Annotated in this window: 21 protein-coding genes; 7 read left to right on the top strand and 14 right to left on the bottom strand. The window is 48.3% G+C overall.

The genetic code is table 11. The features are described from left to right. Nucleotides 1-50: 50 nt before the first annotated feature. Together metA and FCU94_RS06605 are read left to right on the top strand one after the other, a co-directional pair. Complete coding sequence (gene metA, locus FCU94_RS06610) at nucleotides 51-992, top strand: homoserine O-acetyltransferase MetA (protein WP_176287754.1); 942 nt, start codon at nucleotides 51-53, stop codon at nucleotides 990-992. A 193-nt stretch (nucleotides 993-1,185) separates the two neighbouring features. After that, nucleotides 1,186-1,851: a tetratricopeptide repeat protein gene (locus tag FCU94_RS06605; RefSeq protein WP_176287753.1), complete on the top strand. Its 666-nt coding sequence runs from the start codon at nucleotides 1,186-1,188 to the stop codon at nucleotides 1,849-1,851. Nucleotides 1,852-2,074: 223 nt separating this feature from the next. Here FCU94_RS06605 and rlmF read toward each other — a convergent pair whose 3' ends face one another. Both rlmF and FCU94_RS06595 read right to left on the bottom strand, forming a co-directional pair. Further along, a complete protein-coding gene (gene rlmF, locus FCU94_RS06600; protein ID WP_176287752.1) occupies nucleotides 2,075-3,136 on the bottom strand; it encodes a 23S rRNA (adenine(1618)-N(6))-methyltransferase RlmF in 1,062 nt (353 codons plus the stop codon). Beyond that, nucleotides 3,133-3,642, bottom strand: a complete 510-nt coding sequence (locus FCU94_RS06595) for a M48 metallopeptidase family protein (RefSeq protein WP_176287751.1) — start codon at nucleotides 3,640-3,642, stop codon at nucleotides 3,133-3,135. The genes rlmF and FCU94_RS06595 overlap by 4 nt, the downstream gene beginning before the upstream one ends. 111 nt (nucleotides 3,643-3,753) lie before the next feature. Here FCU94_RS06595 and FCU94_RS06590 point away from each other — a divergent pair, with 111 nt between their 5' ends. Further along, entirely contained in the window at nucleotides 3,754-3,984 is a 231-nt protein-coding gene (locus FCU94_RS06590) for a glutaredoxin family protein (protein ID WP_176287750.1), read from the top strand. A gap of 21 nt (nucleotides 3,985-4,005) precedes the next feature. Here the strand turns inward: FCU94_RS06590 and FCU94_RS06585 are convergent, their stop codons facing one another. The 3 genes from FCU94_RS06585 to FCU94_RS06575 form a co-directional block, all read right to left on the bottom strand. Continuing rightward, nucleotides 4,006-6,435: an ATP-binding protein gene (locus FCU94_RS06585; protein WP_176287749.1), complete on the bottom strand. Its 2,430-nt coding sequence runs from the start codon at nucleotides 6,433-6,435 to the stop codon at nucleotides 4,006-4,008. 9 nt (nucleotides 6,436-6,444) lie between these two features. Continuing rightward, a complete protein-coding gene (locus tag FCU94_RS06580; protein ID WP_176287748.1) occupies nucleotides 6,445-7,671 on the bottom strand; it encodes an ABC transporter substrate-binding protein in 1,227 nt (408 codons plus the stop codon). 215 nt (nucleotides 7,672-7,886) lie between these two features. After that, nucleotides 7,887-8,756, bottom strand: coding sequence for a LysR family transcriptional regulator (locus FCU94_RS06575; RefSeq protein ID WP_176287747.1), 870 nt, complete (start codon nucleotides 8,754-8,756; stop codon nucleotides 7,887-7,889). Between the two features lie 107 nt (nucleotides 8,757-8,863). Between FCU94_RS06575 and FCU94_RS06570 the strand changes: the two genes are divergently transcribed. The 3 genes from FCU94_RS06570 to FCU94_RS06560 all read left to right on the top strand — a co-directional run bounded on the left by FCU94_RS06570 (nucleotide 8,864) and on the right by FCU94_RS06560 (nucleotide 11,315). Then, nucleotides 8,864-10,099, top strand: a complete 1,236-nt coding sequence (locus FCU94_RS06570) for an MFS transporter (RefSeq protein WP_176287746.1) — start codon at nucleotides 8,864-8,866, stop codon at nucleotides 10,097-10,099. Beyond that, entirely contained in the window at nucleotides 10,096-10,668 is a 573-nt protein-coding gene (locus tag FCU94_RS06565) for a DUF1415 domain-containing protein (RefSeq protein WP_176287745.1), read from the top strand. The genes FCU94_RS06570 and FCU94_RS06565 overlap by 4 nt, the downstream gene beginning before the upstream one ends. Nucleotides 10,669-10,739: 71 nt before the next feature. Further along, the gene (locus tag FCU94_RS06560; protein ID WP_176287744.1) at nucleotides 10,740-11,315 is read left to right on the top strand and encodes a nucleoside triphosphate pyrophosphohydrolase family protein; all 576 of its coding nucleotides are present in this window, start codon (nucleotides 10,740-10,742) and stop codon (nucleotides 11,313-11,315) included. 339 nt (nucleotides 11,316-11,654) lie between these two features. Here the strand turns inward: FCU94_RS06560 and btuD are convergent, their stop codons facing one another. The 9 genes from btuD to FCU94_RS06515 form a co-directional block, all read right to left on the bottom strand. After that, nucleotides 11,655-12,410, bottom strand: a complete 756-nt coding sequence (gene btuD, locus FCU94_RS06555) for a vitamin B12 ABC transporter ATP-binding protein BtuD (RefSeq protein WP_176287743.1) — start codon at nucleotides 12,408-12,410, stop codon at nucleotides 11,655-11,657. Further along, nucleotides 12,397-13,392 carry a vitamin B12 ABC transporter permease BtuC gene (gene btuC, locus FCU94_RS06550; RefSeq protein WP_176287742.1) on the bottom strand — a complete coding sequence of 332 codons (996 nt, stop codon included), beginning with the start codon at nucleotides 13,390-13,392 and terminating at the stop codon, nucleotides 12,397-12,399. Before btuC ends, btuD begins: the two co-directional genes overlap by 14 nt. An 88-nt stretch (nucleotides 13,393-13,480) precedes the next feature. Then, nucleotides 13,481-14,509: a succinylglutamate desuccinylase gene (locus tag FCU94_RS06545; protein WP_176287741.1), complete on the bottom strand. Its 1,029-nt coding sequence runs from the start codon at nucleotides 14,507-14,509 to the stop codon at nucleotides 13,481-13,483. Between the two features lie 197 nt (nucleotides 14,510-14,706). Next, a complete protein-coding gene (locus tag FCU94_RS06540) occupies nucleotides 14,707-16,497 on the bottom strand; it encodes a M3 family oligoendopeptidase (RefSeq protein WP_176287740.1) in 1,791 nt (596 codons plus the stop codon). Between the two features lie 13 nt (nucleotides 16,498-16,510). Beyond that, a complete protein-coding gene (locus FCU94_RS06535) occupies nucleotides 16,511-17,125 on the bottom strand; it encodes a histidine phosphatase family protein (RefSeq protein ID WP_176287739.1) in 615 nt (204 codons plus the stop codon). Between the two features lies 1 nt (nucleotide 17,126). Beyond that, nucleotides 17,127-17,660 carry a bifunctional adenosylcobinamide kinase/adenosylcobinamide-phosphate guanylyltransferase gene (gene cobU, locus FCU94_RS06530; RefSeq protein WP_176287738.1) on the bottom strand — a complete coding sequence of 178 codons (534 nt, stop codon included), beginning with the start codon at nucleotides 17,658-17,660 and terminating at the stop codon, nucleotides 17,127-17,129. Then, nucleotides 17,657-18,424, bottom strand: a complete 768-nt coding sequence (locus tag FCU94_RS06525; protein WP_176287737.1) for an adenosylcobinamide-GDP ribazoletransferase — start codon at nucleotides 18,422-18,424, stop codon at nucleotides 17,657-17,659. The genes cobU and FCU94_RS06525 overlap by 4 nt, the downstream gene beginning before the upstream one ends. Before the next feature lie 8 nt (nucleotides 18,425-18,432). Beyond that, nucleotides 18,433-19,464 (bottom strand): nicotinate-nucleotide--dimethylbenzimidazole phosphoribosyltransferase, encoded by a 1,032-nt coding sequence (gene cobT / locus FCU94_RS06520; RefSeq protein ID WP_176288343.1) that lies wholly within the window; start codon nucleotides 19,462-19,464, stop codon nucleotides 18,433-18,435. Between the two features lie 3 nt (nucleotides 19,465-19,467). Continuing rightward, a complete protein-coding gene (locus FCU94_RS06515) occupies nucleotides 19,468-20,079 on the bottom strand; it encodes a flavin reductase family protein (protein ID WP_176287736.1) in 612 nt (203 codons plus the stop codon). 503 nt (nucleotides 20,080-20,582) lie between these two features. Between FCU94_RS06515 and FCU94_RS06510 the strand changes: the two genes are divergently transcribed. Continuing rightward, a complete protein-coding gene (locus FCU94_RS06510) occupies nucleotides 20,583-21,269 on the top strand; it encodes an NAD(P)H-binding protein (protein WP_255199237.1) in 687 nt (228 codons plus the stop codon). The last annotated feature ends 79 nt before the right edge of the window (nucleotides 21,270-21,348 follow it).

Below are 21,348 nucleotides of genomic sequence, written 5' to 3'. Positions count from 1 at the left end.
GGGTAAGTTTAGAAGTATAGACGTCCATAAACACGCTTAGGGAGCAAGCTGTGCCGATCAAGATCCCCGATCAATTACCCGCATCTGATGTACTGCGCACCGAAAATATCTTTGTTATGCCTGAATCTCGTGCTTCGACTCAGGAGATCCGTCCGCTCAAGGTGCTGATCCTCAACCTCATGCCCAAGAAAATTGAGACGGAAACACAATTCCTGCGTTTGTTGTCAAATAGCCCGCTTCAAGTGGATATTGAGCTGTTGCGTATCGATGACCGTCCAAGCAAAAATACCCCAACTGAGCACCTAGACAATTTTTACCGTCAGTTTGAAATGGTTAAAGGACGTAATTTTGATGGTTTGATCATCACTGGCGCTCCACTTGGATTAGTCCAGTTTGAAGACGTCATCTATTGGGAGCACCTGCAAACCATCATGAACTGGGCCAAAGACCACGTCACCTCGACGTTGTACGTCTGTTGGGCCGCTCAAGCGGGGCTGAAGCTTCTGTACGACTTACCCAAACGCACGCGCAAAGACAAACTCTCCGGGGTTTACCAACACCAAATTCACCAGCCCTACCATCCCATTTTACGTGGCTTTGACGATACCTTTTTAGCTCCGCACTCTCGCTACGCCGATTTTTCTCCCGAGTATCTCGCGGAACATACCGATTTGGATATCCTAGCGACGTCGGATGTGGCAGGGGTGTATTTAGCGACCACCAAAGACAAGCGTAATGTATTCGTTACTGGCCACCCAGAATATGACTCGCAAACCCTGCACAACGAGTATATTCGCGATTTGGGTGAAGGCATGGAACCGACGATTCCTGTTAACTACTATCCGAACAATAATCCCGACAATAAACCGGTCGCCAGTTGGCGCAGTCATGGCCATTTGCTATTCGCCAACTGGCTTAACTACTGTGTTTACCAACAAACACCTTACGACCTCGACCACTTCAGTGAGGCCAATTTCACCAAAGATGACTAACCAAAGAATCGAAAAAGCAGCACCTTTCGCTGCTTTTTTATTGGTCAGGTGGTGAACAAGATAACAACTAAAATGCAAAAGCGTGTTGCTGCTTAACCGCAGACGTAGAGGTGTACTGATAAATTTTCAATCTAGCTTGGCCCGAGAGCGCCAAGCGGCCTAGTTTAAGGGTTTTCCGTAACCCTTGATCAATATGGCTATTTTACGACTTTTGCCGTTGCTGCTGGTGACGGCATGCACGCCGCTCACGCATTACCCCACCGATAAAACCGATAAGCAATACCAAGCAGATGGCCGAATAACATTGGGTATGAGGTATCTACAGCTCGGCCAACTCGACAAGGCAGGACAAAACATTGAAAGCGCACTCGCCCATGCCCCGAACTACTATCGCGCGCAGCTCGCCCAAGCTATCTATTTTCAGCACTCTGGACTCCATGATCTGGCCCGAAAACAATATCAAACCTTGCTCGACCACAGCGCCGAACAGTCCGACGTTCTGCTAAGTTACGCGACATTTCTCTGTCAACAGAAGCAGTTTAAGCAAGCCAGTCTCTGGTTTGAGCGATCGATTCATCACTCAACCGCATCACAACGTGTCACGAACTATCAAAATGCAGCCTTATGTGCCAGCAAATCGGGCAATTATTCACAAGCAAAACAGTATCTTGTGCTAGCGCTGGAGCATCAACCGAACCGCCTCGATTTACGAGTTTACTTAGTCCGCAACGCGATTCAGCAAGGGCAACTTGAAGAGGCAAAAATGCAGTTGATGGCATTAGAAGCGCGCAGCAGCGACAGAGCAACGACACAAGCACTGTGGCGAGAATGGCATCTATCCACGACGCCGACACCGTGATAATAAACTAACGGCGTTTTGAATAGTGGGTCTTGCGCCGACGTCTCACATTCGACGCACGTTGAATTTTCTTATACTCCCTAAATAGAATAGAGATAAATCCGCCAAGACCGAGGAGCAGTAGAACAGCGAAGAGCCAGAGAAAACTGTCACATAGCCAGACAGGCTCGCAGGGCATATAAATTTCAAATTCCATCTTTTCACCCCGTCCAACATTTGGTCTTTAAGCCTTTTTCTCGGCGACCCACACAGCTCGCTGAGCTGAGTCATGAAACGTCCAAGCAATAAAGCGGCTCACTTTTTGCCCTTGGCTCATCTCGACGATATGCACTTCTTTTGCCCCCGCTTTCTCTAGATTTTTTCTCATCCAGCGTACGTTGTCTTTTTTTGAGATCAAACTGCTGAACCAAAGCACTTGCCCAGCAAAGTCTCGACTTTCGAAGGCCATATTTTTGATAAACGCCGCCTCACCTCCCGGACACCAAAGTTCCGCTTTTTGTCCACCAAAGTTAAGTATAGTTGAAGGCTTAGTGGCTGGCTGTGCGCTTGATTGACCACGTTTCGCTTTATTCCGTGCCAAATTTTGGATCTTTCGCGTACTGCCTTGTTGAGCCTCTTGCAGCGACTTGTGGAACGGTGGATTGCAGGTGGTGACGTGATAGAACTCGCCTGGGCGAATGATGCCTTTAAACAAATAACGAGGCTGCTTTTGTAGCCGCGCTTCGACTTTGCCTTTTAATGAAGGGTTTTGATTGGCGATCGCGTTCGCGTTGTCTACCGATAGCGGGTCGACATCACTCCCCACATATCGCCACCCATGTACACGTGCACCGATAATTGGGTAAATGCAATTGGCACCAACGCCAATATCTAATGCATTGATTTTTTGCTTCGACAGCTCAGGCACATCAGTTATCACTAGCTCATTGAGTCGATGGATATAGTCTGCTCGCCCTGGAATAGGCGGGCAGAGAAAGCCTGGTGGAATATCCCAAACATCCACTTGGTAGTGACACGCAAGCAGCGCTTTATTTAATAATTTGACTGCTAGCGGATCAGAGAAGTTGATACTCTGCTCCCCTTTCGGATTGCGAATCACGTGTTTTTTCAACTCAGGCAAGGCGGTCACCAACGCCTTAAAATCATACCGCCCCTGATGACGGTTTTGTTTGTGCAATCCCGCTTTGCTTTTACGGCTAATGACCGTCATCTTTTCTACCGATGAACCTCTGGGCTTGTTGTTTGACTTAAGTTGAGCAGATGCTTTTTTTACACGCGAGTTCATAGTGATTTCTGTTTGCTGGTTTCTAGATAAATCATAAACAGTCGAGCATCAAGCTCAAGCTGGTGGTAGTCGGGCTCCATATGACAGCAGAGCTGATAAAACGCTTTATTATGTTGTTTCTCTTTTAAATGCGCCAACTCGTGCACCACCAACATCCTCAGTAAAGGCTCAGGCGCATGCTTGAAAACGCTGGCAATGCGAATCTCGTTCTTGGTTTTTATCTTGTTACCGTGCACCTTAGAGACATAGGTATGCAAACCGAGCGCGTGATTAATTAAATGAATCTTGTTGTCGTAGACCACTTTGCTAAGCGGCGAGGTTTTTTTCATATAGCGGTTTTTAATCGCCATCGTGTACTCAAACAGCGCTTTTTCACTTTTAATATTGTGAAAGTGAGGATAGCGCTGCTCAAACCAGGCGACCAATTTGCCCGACTCTACTAACTGAGTCACTGGGGTAACAATGTGTTCTGGGTAGCCTTGAACATATCTCAGGCAGGGACGCATAGTGTTAAAAGCCTTGCTCGATTCAAAGGGGCGACAGTTTACCTTAATCCGACTTGCCATTCATGGCCTTTTCATTAAACTCAGCGACAACTGTTTGCTTAGGACTCCATGATGAAAAGACTCGTCTTGTATGTAAAAGATAAATGCCCACACTGCAAAGACGCTCAGCGTTATCTCGATTCAAAAGGGTATAAATACCGTCTGACCAACGCCAAAATGCAACGTGGCCGTAAGGAGCTAGATGCGATCGGCGCTCGTTCACTACCTGTGCTTAAGATTGGTGACCGCTATATGATTGGTTGGAACGTTAATAATTTCGAAAAAATCTACCACAGCAAATAACTGGCTAGCCGAACAGGTGACTTAAGTCGTCTCTGATGTCACAGCGCGCTGGGTGACAAAGAAAATCTCATCCAGTTTTTTCGAGCTAATTGGTTTAGTGATAACCTCAGTACAACCGACAGTGAGCATTTTCTGTCTCGTTTCTTCAAACGCATCGGCCGTACAACCAATAATGATAGGTTTGGGTTGTAAATCTAATTGAGTGATGGCTTCCGTCGCTTGAATACCATCCATGATGGGCATGTGGTTGTCCATCAGAATAAAGTCAAAGTGCTTCTGCTTGACCAACTCGAGTGCTTCCAAGCCATTAACGGCGACTTGGTGGCTAAAGCCTTTCTGAGTTAAAAATCGACCAAGCACGATGGCGTTGACTCGTGTATCTTCGACAATCAAAACCGACATACCTTTGCCGTCAAACGCTTGCTGATGCAGAGTCGGTTCATCAGTATTTACCGCTTGGGTGATTGACACCGGGATCGTCACCGTAAACGTGCTGCCGAGCGTTGGCATGCTGTCAACGTGGACTTCACCTTGCATCGCTTTCACCAGCTCAGTGATAATGGCAAGCCCAAGCCCCGTTCCCCCAAAGCGGCGGGTGGTCTCTGTTTCGGCTTGACTAAACGGGTCAAAAATCAACGCTTGCTTATCACGGCTGATCCCTATTCCGGTGTCCTTGACCCGCATGACAAGCCAGTCGCCGTTCGTAGCGCTGTTCAGGTCTAACTCAAGGGTGACACCACCTTTAATAGTGAACTTCCATGCATTGTTGAGTAGGTTTTGTAAAATCTGAATCACTCGCGTCTCATCGCCCCGAATGTGGGTGTGATCCGCAAAATGGCAATGACAGTCGAAAGCCAGACCTTTCTCTTCGCATAGAGGCTGATACATCCGCGCGAGTTTATCTGCCACCGCTTGCAACGAAAAATCTCTCTGCTCTAATTTAAGCTTACCCGACTCAATCTTGGAGAAATCGAGAATATCATTGAGCACGGCCAACATGTGGCGCCCTGAACTGAGGAAGGTCTCGACATAATCTTGTTGTTCTGAGTTGAGTGGCGTGTGCTGCAATAACTCTCCCACGCCGAGAATGCCGTTCATGGGTGTACGCAACTCATGGCTCATCGCAGCAAGAAATTTTGACTTAGCGATATTGGCGGCATTGGCTTCGATAGCTTTCTGCTGCAGTGACTCTTGCAGCTCAACGCGTTGAGTAATATCCCGCTCTACGGCCATAAAGCCTTCTAACTCACCCTCTTTATCATATAGCGGCATTAGGGCAAGCTCGATCCAATAGAGCTCACCCGTTTTTTTGTAGTTAACCAATTCAAAAAAACCATAGCGCCGCTCATCAATGGCCCGCCTTATTTCTCGAGTGGTTTGTTTATCGGTTCTTTCTCCTTGAAGAAACTCGCCTGGTTTGCGACCGATCACTTCACGCTCACTGTAACCAGTAAGCTGCTCAAAAGCGTTGTTAACCCACACAATATGGGACTCTAAATCCGTGAATACGACCGCATCGCGCATATATGTAACGACTCGGGCCAGTCGAGCCGACTCTGCTTCTTTACGTTGAAGCTCTTTTGATTGTTTTATAAGTTGTTGTTCAGATTCATAAAGAGCTTGAAATGGCGAGACCAAAACCTTTCGACCAAAAGCCACTAACACCATTAGCGCGACGAAGGTGGCGAGCAGCATCCCCAACAACAAACTCTGCACAAAGTTCTGCTGCGCCTCCTCAACCAAGGCAGGCGAATAGGAATAGAGCATGGTAAACGTCGTGTTTTCAAGTGGTTTTTGTGCAATCGGCCACTCATGCGGTGAAGGTGTTTCCCAGTTCATTCTCGACTGAGCAAGGCCAAACCAATGAAGAGAATCACTACCTAACCCAGAAAAAAAGTCACCATCACTCAAGGGCGCAATGTATGCGGCAAGCCCTTCAGCAAGCCCATTATATTTCACTGGCAACGTCACCATTAGATAGTCACGTTGCCGCTGGCTAAACACTGACGAGGAACTTTGCTCGAGTAAGCTTTGGTCTTCCACCCCCACCTTCAGAAAATCAGTCACGTGGGTTGGCAATACCAACTCTGAATACACCCTCTCACCAGCAAAGTCATAAACATTCACATACGCCTCGCCCGTCACAGGTTTAAAACGGGCCAGCTGATCGCTAAAAGCCAATGGGGTATCGACCCCTTCTAGCACCGCCCCCAGCAACAGTGGATGCTCGACAATGTTGGCTAAACGGTCAAGACGCGCATCAATATACTCGTTCACGTAGCGCTCAACCGTGGTGACTTTACTTCTTACGCTCTCGTTAATCACCAATTGCGCCGTTTTCTGCGCCTGGTGCTGAATAAAGACAAAACTAGTCAACAAAAAAACGCCGGCGCCCACGATGATAAACAGCGCAAAAAGGTGCATCCCATTTTTTTTGTCAAACTTGAGCATCAGTGTCCCTTAATCGCTGCTAGTCGTTTTGTACTGAAGTAGCTTCACCGCGTTTTGCTCATCATAAACCGCCATGCAGTAGTCTTGACTGCCAAGGGCCTCATGCGCATCGACATTATTTTGGCTAAACGGCGAAAAAGGTCGTCGATACTCTTTCACCAAGCCTTGAACGGGCTGCGGTAAGTTTTCTAGTGCCCGTTTAAGCGCCTTACGATTTGAAACCATATCGTCACTCAACTCCACCGAAGAGGCAGCGTAAATGAACACTCTTGATAAATCGTATCCGTGAACAAATCCAGCAGGCGCATCAATATTAGTTTGACGAAAAGTGTCGGGAAACTGTTGCTGTGCGTTGCGAAAAACTTGGCGGTGAAAATCGCTCATCTGTGAGCTGTAAAAGTTGAAGCAAGATTGAACAAACCGCAGGCCAGCTTTCTCACGCATTGAGTAAGGAACATTGGTCGCAAACTGTCCGCCGGTAATTCCCCAATGACTATAAACGGGCAATGCGGCCCCCACTTCTGACACGGCTTCAATCATAATTTTACCTTCTCGGGCGTTAGACACCATCAGCAAGCAATCCGCCCCTTCCTGCTGGGCTTGACGAACGATCACGCGCGCATCGGATGCTTTAATTCCCCAATCAAACCAAGACGTTTTGACGAGCTGATTGGAGCTGTCAGGCAGCGCTGCCATCATTGCCTTGAAATTGGATTTGCCCCAACCTGTATTTTCCAACACCAACTGAGGTTGCTTGCACGCTTGCTCAGTCGCGTAATCGACCAAAATTTTACCCACTTTTGAGTCATCAACCGATAGGCGGAACACATAATTATTGTCACCATCTGGATAGCGGGTTATCGGTGTTCCTGCCGCCCAAGGCACCAAGGTGAGCAAGCCAGACTGGTTGATAAAGTCACGATATTTGATCAATGGAGGGGAATGCATACCTGCGACAAATACCAAGGCATCGGGGTCGTTTAGAAAGCGCTCCATGTTCTTTTTGCTGCGCTTCGCGTTACCTCTATGGTCTGTGAGCACAAATTCGACAGGGACACCGTTGATTTGGTTGCCGACTTCAGCGAACGCAACTTTCACCCCCTGCTCTATCGAGCGGGCAGACTCAAAATGCCCTGTTCTGTCAGCATCAAGATAAATCTTGAACACGTTTGGACTGGCCAAAGCACTGCCAAAGCTCATCAAAGTTATGCTTAACCAAAGTACATATTGACGCATGCGTGAACCTAACCTGTGAATAATAGATATATCATTATCTTAGGTGAGAGTTTACGTTTTGCCAGTCTGGAATTCACTCAACATGAGATAGGCAACCAATAGAGCATTCAACCCTAGTTACCATTGAACCATAAACCTAGCGCCCGCAAGACTCGCCAAACATCATTGATTCAACAGAGAAGAGCGGCAATAGACTCCGTGACGAGATCTAAGCGTTAAGTGTAGCGTTTAACAAAATCGATGAAGGACTTGTCGGCAATCGATAGATATCCATCGCGGCGCCAGGCAAGCGCTAAGTCGATGTTCACTGGCGGAGAGAACGGCACACCGATGACTTCTTGCTCGTGTTCAGTCACCAAGCTAAGCAGTGCGGTAATCGCAAATTCATGTTTAACGATACTCAAAATCATCGGTAATAAGTTGGTTTCAAATGAAAAATTCATCTCTTTACCGCACAACTTAGCTTGGCGTTCAATAAAATTGCGATGAAAATAGCCTGGCTTAAACATCACTAACTCATTATCAAAGAAACTCGAAAAACTGATGCTCTCTCGACTGGCAAACGGGTGTTCCGGCGCCACGACCGCAACCATTTCAGCCTGAAATAAATGGTCGGTTTCTAGGTCTTCTGGCACATTCTCATCATCAATGACCCCAATATCTAACTCGCCGTCTAACAGCATCTGACGTATATCGCGCGTCCCCGCATCGACCAAGGTCAGCTTTAAGTTGGGATAACGACTTTTAAACGCCATGAGTATTTGCGGAAAAAAATAGGACCCCATCATACTTGGGGCGCCCAACCTTACTTCGCCTTTCTCTAACCCCTTGAGCTCATCAATCGCTAACTGCGCGTCCTCAAGTTGCTGCAACACCCGTTTGGCGTGCTCGAACAACACTAAGCCTTCATCGGTTAATGAGACTGTACGCTCTTCACGACGAAATAGAGCCACACCCAAGTTTTGCTCGAGTTTTTTTATCGAGATACTGAGTGCAGGTTGGGCAATGTGTAACGCTTTAGCAGCTTGAGTAAAGTGCTGGTATTCAGCGACAGCCACAAAATGCCTTAACTGTTTGGAGTCCATACTCTTAATATAATTTTTATATTGATTTGATAATTTTAATATATTTTATATATCACTAAATGACTGATAATTTGCTCACATAATCTTCATTGACCTAAGGTTTATCTATGATTGAACTCGCCAGCCCAGACTATCGCCGTGTGACTTTTAGCCTTGCCTTAGGCTCGTTCATTGTGTTTTGCAATCTCTACCTTTTCCAACCCATGCTTCCCTACATGGCCATGCATTTCGCCGTCTCAGAAACTCAGGTTAACTGGATATTTGCTGCGTCTACGCTCGCGCTTTCTGTGTGCTTGGTGCCTTGGGCGGTCGCCTCAGAATCCATCGGGCGACGCCATGTTATGCTGCTGGGTCTAATGGCGATGCCTTTCATCGGCGTCGCGATGTTGCTGACAGACTCAATGATCGCGATCGTTCTACTGCGAGCGCTGATGGGCGTCGCGCTGGCAGCGTTCGCGTCAGTTGCAGTGGCTTATATGGTCGAAGAACTGTCTGACCGAGCATTCAGCCACGCCATTGGCGGCTATATCGCGGCAAACTCTCTCGGCGGGATAACAGGACGCATTGTCGGCGGCTCACTGACCGATGCGTTAGGCTGGCAAGAAGCCGTTATCGCGATGGCGCTGTTCTCTTTTATCGCCGCACTGGTGGTGATGTTCAGCTTGCCCAAGCAAAAAAACTTCACTGCGCAACGTGGCATGCTCCGCTACCACAACCGTGCGCTGGTTAAACACCTTAAAAATCGCGCGATTTGGTTTGCCATGTTGCTTGGAGGCATCAACTTTGCGCTTTTCGTCAACTTATATTCGGTGATGGGATTTAGATTGGTGGCCGCGCCGCACAACCTGCCTATCGGCTTGGCTTCATTGATCTTTTTATGCTATTTGGCCGGAACGTTAAGCTCTAAGCTCACCTCTGTTTGGCGCCAACACCGAACCAGCGTCTCAGGCATGATCGTCGGTAGCCTGATCAGTTTGGCTGGCATGTTGGTCGCGTATGTCGATACGTTGGCCTTCATGATGCTCGGTCTGCTGCTCATCAGTTTTGGGGCATTCTTTACCCATACCCTGGCTTACGCTTGGGTAAGCCAAAAAGCCACCCATGCCAAAGCGACCGCAACCGCTCTGTATTTAGTGCATTACTATGTGGGCGGCAGCCTTGGTGGCTTTTTCCTAATCTACTGCTGGCAACACGGCGGATGGGACTATGTCATTCTCGGAGGCAGCTTGCTGTACACAGGCATCTTCTTACTCTGCCATCGTCTAAAAAGTTGGGAGAGAGCCTCACACCCAGTCTCAGATTCTGCTATTCTTGCGCCAAATTCTAATTTGGAAGCAAAATGACCGATTCAAGCGCCATTCGACCATCCAGCAAACAGGTCGAAACCGCCGTAGCCAAATGGCTCAATGATGTTGTGATTGGCTTAAACCTTTGCCCTTTCGCCGCCAAACCACAGCGCAATAAGCAAATCAAAATTGTGGTTAGCCAAGCGACGGTGGAAGAAGCTCTGTTGGAAGACATTTTGACTGAGTTGTTTGAGCTCGAAGCCACACCCGCTGAGCAACTAGAAACCACTCTCGTCGCCGTGCCGCATATGCTTAACGACTTTTATGACTACAACCTGTTTATCGACTGGATTGAAGCGTTAATTCGTCAGCAGCAATGGGAAGGCATCTTCCAATTAGCAACGTTTCACCCTGATTACTGCTTTGGCGGCACGGAACCCGAGGATGCGGAAAACCTCACCAACCGCTCGCCTTACCCGGTTTTCCACCTTATTCGTGAAGAGAGCATGGAAAAAGTGTTGAAGCACTACCCCAACCCGGAAGGCATTCCCGACACGAACATCGCGCGAGTCGAATCATTAACTGAGCAAGAGCGTCGTCAGTTGTTCCCTTACCTGTTTTCTTAATCACGCAGATAGCCGCTGAGCACTCGCTTTGGTAAACTTAGCGCTTATTTTGTTTTTCCAGGTTTACAGACATGCATCTATCCAAACTAACTACTGAGATTTTCGATCACCTTTATCGCGACATTACTGAGTTTCGCAGCACTTTCGACCTGCCTGTCGCATCACCTGATAGCTTGGATGACAAAGCCGATACCCTGCATACCTCTTTAGCTATTGAAGAACTCACTGAATTGGCAGAAGCCGACAACAAAACTGAGCAAGCCGACGCTATTGTCGACAGTGTGTATGTTTTGATGGGGCGTTTGGTGCATTTGGGCCACGACAAGATCGAAGATAACTTAGCGATCAGCTATCTGATTGACTTGCTGCTCAATGTGGCCGTGAACCGCGAAATTGAGTTTATCCCTTGTTGGGATGAAGTACATTCGAGCAACATGAGTAAAGTGTGTCGCAACGAGCAAGAGTATGCCGACACGGAAGCGCATTATGCCGAGCAAGGCATTAAGCTAATATCGGTGCAAAAAGGCGATTACATTATCGCCAAGTGTGCCGAAGATTTTGTCGCCCAAGGCAAAACCATCCGTCAGGGTAAAGTCCTTAAGTCGGTTTACTATCGCCCTGCTGACTTATCCTCTCTTACTCAATAATCTTTAGATAAAAAGACGCCACCTTCGGTTTCCCTTAGGTGGCGTAAGCTGCCATAGTCAAAACATAAACATGACTTCATCAATCGTTGGTGAGCTACCTTACTATCGTGGTATTCACCAAGACCAAATCCGCCTAACAAGAACGAGAATGTATCCCTTATACCTTTGCCAATCGCGTGCCAACATTTCAAAAATATTAAGTCATTGATTTATAAGCAATCTATAAAAAAGGTTCTCGCTAGCCTTGAAATGGCTGACCGATTTAGGTGCATGACGCACCACGATCACACTTTCGCTTACGCAAACCATTGATTGGATAAAGGGGCGACGCGACAGGCGTTAATCAAACAGCAGTACTGAAGATTGATTGACCCGCACTTTGGAGACTCGGGTGTTAAACACTGCAGACAGGCTTTGCGGCTCTAATACTTGTTCGCTTGAACCGTAGTGCTGCAATACCCCTTTCTCCAGCAGTAAGGCTTTATTGGCGTGCTTTAACGTCCGGTTGAGGTCATGATTGGACATTAATACCGTAACGCCCATTTCAGCCACACGTTCAATCAATTGATAGAGTAAGCTCTCTTGACCGATATCAAGGGGCGCAGCAGGTTCATCGAGTACCAATAGCTGCGCTTGTGGGTTGAGAGTCGGCCAAATCTGCAAGCAGATCGCACACAAACGAACACGCTGCCACTCTCCGCCCGAAAGGTGATGGATAGAACGGTGTAACTTATCGGCAATCTCTAACAGTTGAGCCAGCTCTGCAATGACTTTCTCTGTTTTGCTCCGCTCTGGCGCTAGCCAGAAAGGCAAAGAGAGAGACAGATAGTGCACCACATCGAGATTAAACGCCGGGCGGTCATTTTGACTGAGGAAAGCGCGACGCTGGGCAAGCGACTCGACCGAGCTTGAGGCAACATCGAGCGAACCTATCGAGGCTTCTCCCTCAAATGGAGTTAAACCAGAAAGAGCAGACAATAGCGTACTCTTTCCACTGCCGTTTGGGCCGATAACATGGACTATCTCTCCCGCCGCTATCTCAAATGACAATGGCAGCAAACGCGAGCCTACACTCATACTGTTAACGCGAATCATGATTGCTTACCAACATCCAAATAAAAACAGGAGCGCCGATAGAGGTCGTTACCACGCCAAGCGGCAGTTCGGCGGAGTTGAGTGCGGTGCGCGCAACCAGATCGGCCAACACCACTAATGTTGCCCCAGCGAGTGCTGACATCGGCAATAGGTATCGATTCTCCGCGCCAAAAGCGAGCCTAAGCAAATGTGGAACCACCAGCCCTACAAACCCAATCACACCACCTAGAGCGACCGCTCCACCGACTAAAACGGATACCGATAGGATGAGTTGCCAACGCACTTTTTCCACATCGATACCTAACTGTTTGGCGTGCAACTCCCCCATCATCAGTCGATCGAGTAAAGCGCCACGACAACACAACCAGAGTAATATCGGCAGTAAAGCTAAGGTCAGTACGTGATGGTACCAGCTCGCAGCGCCGATACTTCCCATCAGCCAGTACATGAGTTGGCGTAAACTGAGGTCATCACTGAAATAAAAGGCCCAAGTCACTACCGCCCCGGCTAAGATCCCTAACGCGACGCCCACGAGCAGCAACTTAGTGGTAGTCAGGCGCATATTTCTCGCGATTGAAACCAACAACAAGGTAAACATTAATGAACCAAGCACAGCGGCGAGCATAAAGCCGATAGGCGTTGCAAAAGTAGGAATAAAGAACAGCACCAAAACCATCATCACGCTGGCTCCGCCCGAAATACCGATCACCCCCGGTTCCGCAAGAACATTGCCGAGTAACACTTGTAACACAGCCCCCGACACCGCCAACGCAGCGCCAACCGCCATCGCGGCGAGCAAACGCGGTAAGCGTAGCTGCATAATCAACTGCTCTTGTAGCTCACTCAGCGCTTGAAACGGCGAGATAAACAACTCTCCTACCATCAGATAAACGCTACTGGTCACCATTAATAGCAAACTAAAAAACAGTGCAACACGTGTCCAGCGTTGATGTCTATGGTGAAGTAATTGAGTAAAGGCCATCGAATAAGGAGATCATTGCAATAGAAAAGTGGCTTAACGATACCGTTAAGCCACTAAAATAGAAAGTCATTCAGCGAGATTCTTACCCTTAATCGTACACCAACTGGCCGTCTTCATAACGCGTCTTCACAGGGCAGACCATCAAAGCCGCTCGCTGGCCAATTTCGACATGGCGATTCGGGAAAACTATCGCTTCGCCTTCGTTTTTAGCCATGAGTGGTTTATCACCATCATGGCCAAACACTTCGCCATGTTTGAAAGCGGTAAAGTTTTCTACGTTGTCGTCAAACAAGAAGTCAAAATCGTCATGGATACGCACAATCGTGCGACTAACACGATACATAGTTGGCCTTCTCGGTAAATGCTCCGCCTGCGTGTCAGAGACAAGATCACGCAGCGCCAAGTCAAACGCGACCAACTTATCGAGATCGTTTTCTCCAATTCGTGCAACCCGACCAAGCTCTATCGTCAACGCTTGCGCTGCATAATTCTCGGCACTAAACCAGCTAAACGTACTGGAAGGCGCGTTCGAGAACATCACCGCTTCGAGATGTGCGCTCGCGACAAACTCCATCAGCGCTTGGCTGCGAACGGGGTGTCTCACCTTCGGACTCACGACAAATGAATAATGCTTAGACAAGCGAATCGCGCAGTGCAAATCGAGATGCCAGCGTTGGTGTTGTGGGGTGTCTTGATAAAAATCGCCCACTATCTGCTTAAGATTTTGAGCAATCGCGAGTTCTTTCGACTCTGGGTACGCTTTATCATCAAATAAGCGATTGAGATTGGTCTCGATAAACCGCGTATGCGCATTCGTCGCTTCTGGGTGAGCGTTAATAAACAGCAAGCGGTGCTTGATGGGTTGAAAACCCGACTGGATATCATTGATGATTTTATCGACGATCTCCATGGGTGCGGTTTCGTCGCCGTGAATGCCGCAAGAAATAATGATGTGTTTGCTTTCAGGTGACAGATGTTTAGGGGTCACTTCCAGCACACCACGTTGGTGTAAAGTAAAGACAGTTCCACCAGCGACGGTCATTTGACCCGCTGGCATTTCTTGTTCTAAATCTAAGCTGTCAAAAAGAAAAGATTGGCGAAACAGGGTTTTCGTCATGCGCTACTCCTTTATTGCACAGCGGGTATGTTAATGAATTGTTCCGACAAATTATGTAGAGGGGATCTCACTTATCAACACGAATCGCGGGCCTCATGTAATTTATCAAGGTGCCGCATATCACTGCGGCGAATCTCACTGCACAAATTAGCCGAGCTTTTGCTCGGCTGGCTGATAATATCATGATTTCGCGTTAATTATTCTTGATCTAGCAACATTTCAAACTGATCAATTTTTGCTTTGACATGTTGGATACTTTGCTGCCAAAAGTCTGGCTGAGTCAGATCCATTCCCAAATGCTTATTGACCACCTCTTCGGCCATCATAGTGCCGGTATCACGTAATAAATGAGCGTAGTCAGTGTAAAAATGTTCGCCTTTTGTCTCGCGCTGCGCATAAACGCCAATACTGAACAAGTAACCAAACAGATACGGATAGTTATAAAAGCTGACCTCTGAGATTGAAAAATGCAGTTTGCTGGCCCAAAAGTATGGGTCTGACTCTGACATTGACTCGCCATACCACTCTTGCCAAGTTTCGCTCATCAGTTGACACAACTGCTCAGGCGACAACTCGCCTTGATTTCGTTGACGATAGAAACGCTGTTCAAACTCAAAGCGCACCGGAATGTTGATCATAAGCGCGTAGCAACTGGACAACTCTTCCCACAGCATCTCGAGTTTTTCTTCACGGCTCTGTGCATGTTCAAGTAGGTAATCACGCACCACATTTTCGGCAAAAATCGACGCGGTTTCGGCCAAAGTCATAGGGTAACGTGTTTGACAAAGTGGCATATCACGCATAATCCAGTTATGGAACGCATGACCCAGTTCATGGGCTAAGGTGAGCAAATCTGAGCGACTGCCACCCCAGGTCATAAAGACTAACGGGGTTCGTGTGGCCGCAAACTTTGTACAGTAAGCACCCAATCGACGATTGGCTGTCGGCTCGGCGTCAATCCAACCGTTCTCAACCATTAACGCGACAAATTGCGCCATTTCTGGGTCGACTTGTTCAAACGCCGCAGAGATTAACTCGATGGCTTCATCAAAACGGTACACTTTGGGTTCACGATTGGTCAGGCTTGGCATGCCAGCCAGGTGGTTCCATGGTTTCATCGTATCCAGGCCATGCACCCGTGCCATCAACCGACCAGCTTTTTGGCCAATGGCGCGATTCGATTTCGCGACTAGCATCATGGTTTCTAGGGTCGCGCTTTCAATTCGGCTCTGATGCAAACTGGGGTCGAGAAAATGGACGTCACTCAATTTTGAACGTTTTTGATACTCGGTCAGACGCCATCCCGCGAGTGCGTTTAAGATCGCAGCAAATGACTCCTGATGTGCTTTCATCGCGTGTTGAATTCCACGCCAAGCCCCTTCTTGCTTTTCAAACTCACTGCCATAGAGCAGGCTTACCGCCTGTGAGAGATCTAAGCTTGTCGATGCTTCATCGCCAAGTTCAACCTTGAGCGATCCTGTGATGTTATCGTATAGGCGGCCCCAAGCGTCACACCCATCCACCCGCATCGCAGTAAGTAGCTGTTCTTCGGCCACCGACAATTTGGTTTGCGCCAGCTTGCGCAAACATTCAATTTGAAAAGCTTGCCCCGCCACGTCACCGCTTGGGTGATTGAGCACCTCTTGAATAAACCCGTCCGGCGCCACTGACAATGTATTCTCATAAGATGCAAACGCTTGAGAAAGCTCAGATTGTAGTTTTGCCACCTGACCAATGAGCGCCTTGGCGTGAACATTGGTGGCATTAATAGAGGCGTGACACTGGGCGAAAGTATTAATGGTCGCCAGCAGCTGACCCGCCGCCTCACGGGTTTGAATCGCATTCTGCGTCACAGACGGCGTATCACGATTGTCGACATGGACACCGAGCGCCTGTATGCACTGTTTGATTAAATCGATGTCCTGTTCAATCCTCTCATCGCTAAGGTCTAAGTAAGCGATGGATAAGTCCCAACTCGGTGCAGTCATAATCTGTCCTTTGCTATATAGCGAGTGGTCTACCAATACAACACACTCGATAATGGTGCCGCTCGGCATAACTAATTTGAATATGCGTGATGCTTTGATGGCCAATTGATAAACTTGAGTAGAGCGATGCGTTTCGCCAATCAAGTTTTAATACGTGAGCCAATATCATTCTGATCGTGCCGCCATGGCAGACAATCAAGGTATCTTGTTCAATCCGCTGGGTAAGAGTTTGCCATTGTTCACTCACCCGCTGGTAGAAACCCTCTAAGCTTTCGCCACCGGGTAGTGTATTACTGGCAGGGTTTTGCCAAAAAGCTTCCAGTTGTGGCCATTGCTGCTTCAGCGAGTCAAAGGGAACTCCATCGAACTGGCCAAACGCCATCTCTTGCCACGCGGGTACGATCTCAAGCGATAGACTCGGCTTGGTATCCAAAAGGGTTTGGGCGAGTTCACGGCAACGCTTTAGTGGCGAGGTTTGCATCTGCTGAAAAATGAGAGACTCTGTTTGTAATGCCTGACAGATTTTAGCTTGAGTTAAAGGGGACACACCCACATCACTGTGCCCATAAAGTGCGGGGGCACCGACGGTTTTGCCATGACGAAGCAAATAGACATTGACCGTTTTCATTTTAGCCTCCTTTTAATACCAGAGGTAACCCTGCACTCACCAGCGTGACTTTATCTGCAATACGAGCCACCGCTTGGTTCATCCACCCGGCATGGTCAACAAACAGGCGTGATACTTCACCAAGGGGCACCACCCCCAACCCTACTTCGTTCGACACCAACACAATGCTCGCTTGGCTTGCCGCCAACGCCTCTACTAACCTGACGACTTCCGCTTCTATTTCGAGTTCATCGAGCGTTTGTCCTTGGTTGTAAATAACGTTGTTGAGCCAAAGCGTCAAACAATCAATAAGCACCACATCTTGAGGGCCAAACTGGGCAATGGTCTCGGCTAAGTGTCGTGGACATTCGTGTTCAGTCCAGTCCAACCCACGCGACTGACGGTGCTTCTCAATGCGCGCTTCCATTTCACGGTCAAAGGCTAATGCGGTCGCAACATAGTGTTTTGTTCCGCCCTGACTCAGTTGCCTCACTTCCGCTTCTGCGCGGCTCGACTTTCCAGAACGAGCGCCGCCTAAAATCAGTTGAATACTCATACTTGACCGGTTCCCAAGGCAATCAAAATAAGATAAATCAGCAGTTCTGCTATCTGCTGACCAGCGCCAAGACAATCGCCCGTAAATCCGCCGATCCGTTTCAATAGCCAACATTTAAATACCCAACGAAACACAATCAAGGTCAATACCAAGGCTACAGAAGTGGTAAAAGGCAGCGCTAAACATGGGAATAGCCCTGTCACTAGTAAAATCATCAGCTCTCGAGTGGATTGACGCTCGGCCAAGGGTTTACTTTTACTCGCGTCACTATCGCTGACATAAGGCATATCGAAAATGAGCGACGCCGCGACAGCGCGGCTGAGGGCATAAGCGGTGATAAGCATCCACCCAAAGTGATCGTCTGACACCAACTCATTCAACAATAGAAACTTACCCAACAGCGCCATAATAAGCGCACTAGCGCCATATGTGCCAATGCGACTGTCTTTCATGATACTCAGTCGCTTCTCGACGCTCATACCACCGCCAATCCCATCGGCCATATCCGTCAGGCCATCTTCGTGGAACGCTCCGGTCAAAAGCAGACTCCAAACCATCATCACAAATATAGCGATATTGGCGGGCAGGAGCAGAGAAGCGACGTAAAAAAACACGGCGCACAGTGCCCCGAGCAGCAGACCAACCAGCGCAAAGTAGCGTCCGGCCTGATTCATGCGCTCTGCACTGTAAGGTGTCGTTGCTGGAACAGGAATACGTGAAAAGAAGCTTAACGCAAGTAGAAACAGCTCAATTTGATACTTCATTATGCACGTCAGTCAACGGTTACACCGGCTTGCTCAAAGCTGGCCATGTTGTTGTAAAACTCGACGGCTGAACGGACTAAACTCACGGCCAATACCGCTCCCGTCCCTTCACCTAAACGAAGCGAAAGGTCAAGAAGAGGCTGAGCTTGAAGCGCTTCGAGCAAGTGTTTATGTCCGGCTTCGTGAGACTGATGGGCAAACACCATCACTTCGCGACAGCTTGGCTCTATTAGCGTCGCGACATAAGCCGCCGCAGTGGCGATAAACCCATCGACGATAACGGGCGTGCTATTTTCTCCCGCGGCGAGAAAGCCTCCCACCATTTGTACGATTTCGAAGCCACCGACTTCGGCCAGTACTTGCTGTGGAGAAAGCCCATGACACCTTGCGACCGCTTGCGAGATCAAGTCGGTTTTGAGTGCCAACTGCGTATCACTGATGCCGGTGCCTCGGCCAACACATTCACTCGCCGCTCTTCCAGACAAAGCCGCAAGTATCGCCGATGCGCTGCTGGTGTTGCCGATACCCATTTCACCGAACATCACTAGGTTCGAGCCCTGATGAATAATGTCCGCTACTAGTTGACGTCCCCACTCAATGCCCTGCTCAACCTGCTTATCGCTCATCGCCGCCGCTTGGGAAAAATTGGCAGTTCGGCTGCCTAAACGCTGAACGATTAAGTCAGGGTGCGTCTGTTCTATAGGCGATAAAATACCGCAGTCGACAACCTTAAGTGCCACCTGGTTGGCACGACAAAAACAGTTGATGGCCGCGCCTCCGGCGAGAAAATTCAACACCATTTGCTGAGTCACTGCACTTGGCGCAATACTCACCCCTTGTTCTGCGATGCCATGGTCGCCCGCAAATATAACCGCGGTGGGGTGCTCTAACGTGACATTAGTGACAACGTCACCTACTTGATTACTCTGAATCAACGCCAACTGATGAGCGATATGTTCCAGTTGCCCTAATGCACCGAGTGGTTTGGTTTTATTATTGATCTGATGCCAAATCGCATCTGAGAAGTGTTGTTTTAACATCATTTATTTTGGCCGTGCGACAGAGAAAACCTTATCTAAAGTGGCATATTGGCTGCCCCCTAAACGAGAAAGCGGATCCACTTTGAGCGCATCAACGACTAGACGGTCGCTACGCTCACCTATCACCGCATCATCTATATAGACCGATTCGATCTCTGCAAAAATTAAACTTTGTGGCGTTGCGCCTATCTCTTTGACTTCATGAAGCTTACAGCCAAAGGCTATCGGACAGCCTTGAACACGCGGCAATTCAAAGCCGTCAAACTCAACCAGCTCAAGCTCGGTAGCCTCAACCTCAGACTCTCCGTGCTCTAACGTCGCCGCAGTTTGCGTCACCGCCTCCGCCATGGATTGCTGGGCGATATGAACCACTAAACGCCCCGTTTCGAGTACGTTTCGAGTGGTGTCTTTCACTTCACCAGTCGGTTTTTTCCCCACCGAAAACATCAATATAGGAGGATTGCTCGCTATCGGGGAAAAATAAGAAAAGGGCGCCAAATTGTAATTGCCCTGCTCTGAGTCGGTTAACACCCAGGCGATGGGGCGTGGGATGATGGTTTGGGTCATCAGGTGATAAATCTGGGTCGGCGCCAATGTACTCAGGTCAATATTCATGGTTCATCCTTGGTCTTACATCCTGTTGCTCGAGTGTAACGTGAAATCAGCTACTTAACACCCCTTATCAAAACGAATCTGCTGAGAAGATTCAGCATTGATCCCATCAAATTGCCATCAAATTTGAAAGTTTTGCTGATTTCCTCATATCTTTATATAAGGGAGAGCCTATATAACGGCATAAACCGTGCATTCACTTTCAGCGTGAGATTGTTTTCTCCCATTGATTCGCGCAAGGAGGTTGTATGATTGCCAATCAAAAAACACCCAAACAAAAACAGAATAAACCGCAAAAAAGAAAACCAAAAAAAGTCCCGCTGTCATTAACTTAGCCAACGAACAGGCCTCGCCACCCCGCGAGGCCTGCGTCACATCACTGGGTCTAATTTGAGCTTTCTCAACATCTTCCTATCACGGTCTGTTATTCTCTTGACCGAGGGCAAACACCCGCTAACTATTGAACCACACACTTTGTTTGGATGAGATCCCGTAAGGACACACGTTTGACTACTTCAAGAGACTTTTGCGTTATTGCCGCCGGTTGCACAGGCCTCATCGGCAATGAACTCATTAAACAACTACTTGAGCACGAACCGATCAGCCGCATCTATGCACTAAGTCGTCGTGAACTGCCCTTTTTCCACTCGAAACTCCAGGTCATTAAACACCCACAGCTCAAAGTACAGCAGTGGCAAGAGGATGAACTACGTCCCGAGTACGGCTTTATCTGCTTGGGCACCACACTCAAACAAGCGGGCTCAAAGCAAGCGCTAGAGAAAGTCGACTTCGAGTTAGTCTGTGACGTGGCTCAAGAGATGAAACTGCTCGGGGTAAAGCGGCTAGCCGTTGTTTCAAGCTATGGCGCATCGGTTCGTTCATTGTCTCACTACCTGCGTTGTAAAGGTCGGATGGAGTTAGCGATTGAGCGGCTAGGCTTTGAAAAAGTCGTGTTTGTGCGCCCTGGGCCGCTTAAAGGGCTACGTGAAGAGCCGCGCCGTGATGAAATCGTGGTACAAACCATGGCCTCGGTGGTGAAACCTTTAATGATTGGTCCACTTGCTAAGTTAATCCCTATTGACGCCGCCGACGTCGCCAAAGCGATGCAATATCGTTTGTTTGCACCCTCTACCAAGGCACTCGAGATCGTTGATAGCGTGGCGATGAAACAAACGCTCCGTCGCTATCAATAGTCCAAGCGAAACAAGTGTATGAAACGCACCATTTATACTATTTACCCGTAAAACGGCGATAATGTTTACGAACAGCCAT

The organism is Vibrio sp. JPW-9-11-11 (genome assembly GCF_013369335.1).
Taxonomy (GTDB): Bacteria; Pseudomonadota; Gammaproteobacteria; order Enterobacterales; family Vibrionaceae; genus Vibrio.
Note: the sequence above shows the minus strand (reverse complement) of the source record. Positions and strands in the feature narration are given on the sequence as shown.

Bases quoted from the DNA above. Each gene is read 5' to 3' on its own strand.
- FCU94_RS06605 (WP_176287753.1), top strand. From the start codon at position 1,186: ATGGCTATTTTACGACTTTTGCCGTTGCTGCTGGTGACGGCATGCACG.
- rlmF (WP_176287752.1), bottom strand. From the start codon at position 3,136: ATGAACTCGCGTGTAAAAAAAGCATCTGCTCAACTTAAGTCAAACAAC.
- FCU94_RS06595 (WP_176287751.1), bottom strand. From the start codon at position 3,642: ATGCGTCCCTGCCTGAGATATGTTCAAGGCTACCCAGAACACATTGTT.
- FCU94_RS06590 (WP_176287750.1), top strand. From the start codon at position 3,754: ATGAAAAGACTCGTCTTGTATGTAAAAGATAAATGCCCACACTGCAAA.
- FCU94_RS06585 (WP_176287749.1), bottom strand. From the start codon at position 6,435: ATGCTCAAGTTTGACAAAAAAAATGGGATGCACCTTTTTGCGCTGTTT.
- FCU94_RS06580 (WP_176287748.1), bottom strand. From the start codon at position 7,671: ATGCGTCAATATGTACTTTGGTTAAGCATAACTTTGATGAGCTTTGGC.
- FCU94_RS06575 (WP_176287747.1), bottom strand. From the start codon at position 8,756: ATGGACTCCAAACAGTTAAGGCATTTTGTGGCTGTCGCTGAATACCAG.
- FCU94_RS06570 (WP_176287746.1), top strand. From the start codon at position 8,864: ATGATTGAACTCGCCAGCCCAGACTATCGCCGTGTGACTTTTAGCCTT.
- FCU94_RS06565 (WP_176287745.1), top strand. From the start codon at position 10,096: ATGACCGATTCAAGCGCCATTCGACCATCCAGCAAACAGGTCGAAACC.
- FCU94_RS06560 (WP_176287744.1), top strand. From the start codon at position 10,740: ATGCATCTATCCAAACTAACTACTGAGATTTTCGATCACCTTTATCGC.
- btuD (WP_176287743.1), bottom strand. From the start codon at position 12,410: ATGATTCGCGTTAACAGTATGAGTGTAGGCTCGCGTTTGCTGCCATTG.
- btuC (WP_176287742.1), bottom strand. From the start codon at position 13,392: ATGGCCTTTACTCAATTACTTCACCATAGACATCAACGCTGGACACGT.
- FCU94_RS06545 (WP_176287741.1), bottom strand. From the start codon at position 14,509: ATGACGAAAACCCTGTTTCGCCAATCTTTTCTTTTTGACAGCTTAGAT.
- FCU94_RS06540 (WP_176287740.1), bottom strand. From the start codon at position 16,497: ATGACTGCACCGAGTTGGGACTTATCCATCGCTTACTTAGACCTTAGC.
- FCU94_RS06535 (WP_176287739.1), bottom strand. From the start codon at position 17,125: ATGAAAACGGTCAATGTCTATTTGCTTCGTCATGGCAAAACCGTCGGT.
- cobU (WP_176287738.1), bottom strand. From the start codon at position 17,660: ATGAGTATTCAACTGATTTTAGGCGGCGCTCGTTCTGGAAAGTCGAGC.
- FCU94_RS06525 (WP_176287737.1), bottom strand. From the start codon at position 18,424: ATGAAGTATCAAATTGAGCTGTTTCTACTTGCGTTAAGCTTCTTTTCA.
- cobT (WP_176288343.1), bottom strand. From the start codon at position 19,464: ATGTTAAAACAACACTTCTCAGATGCGATTTGGCATCAGATCAATAAT.
- FCU94_RS06515 (WP_176287736.1), bottom strand. From the start codon at position 20,079: ATGAATATTGACCTGAGTACATTGGCGCCGACCCAGATTTATCACCTG.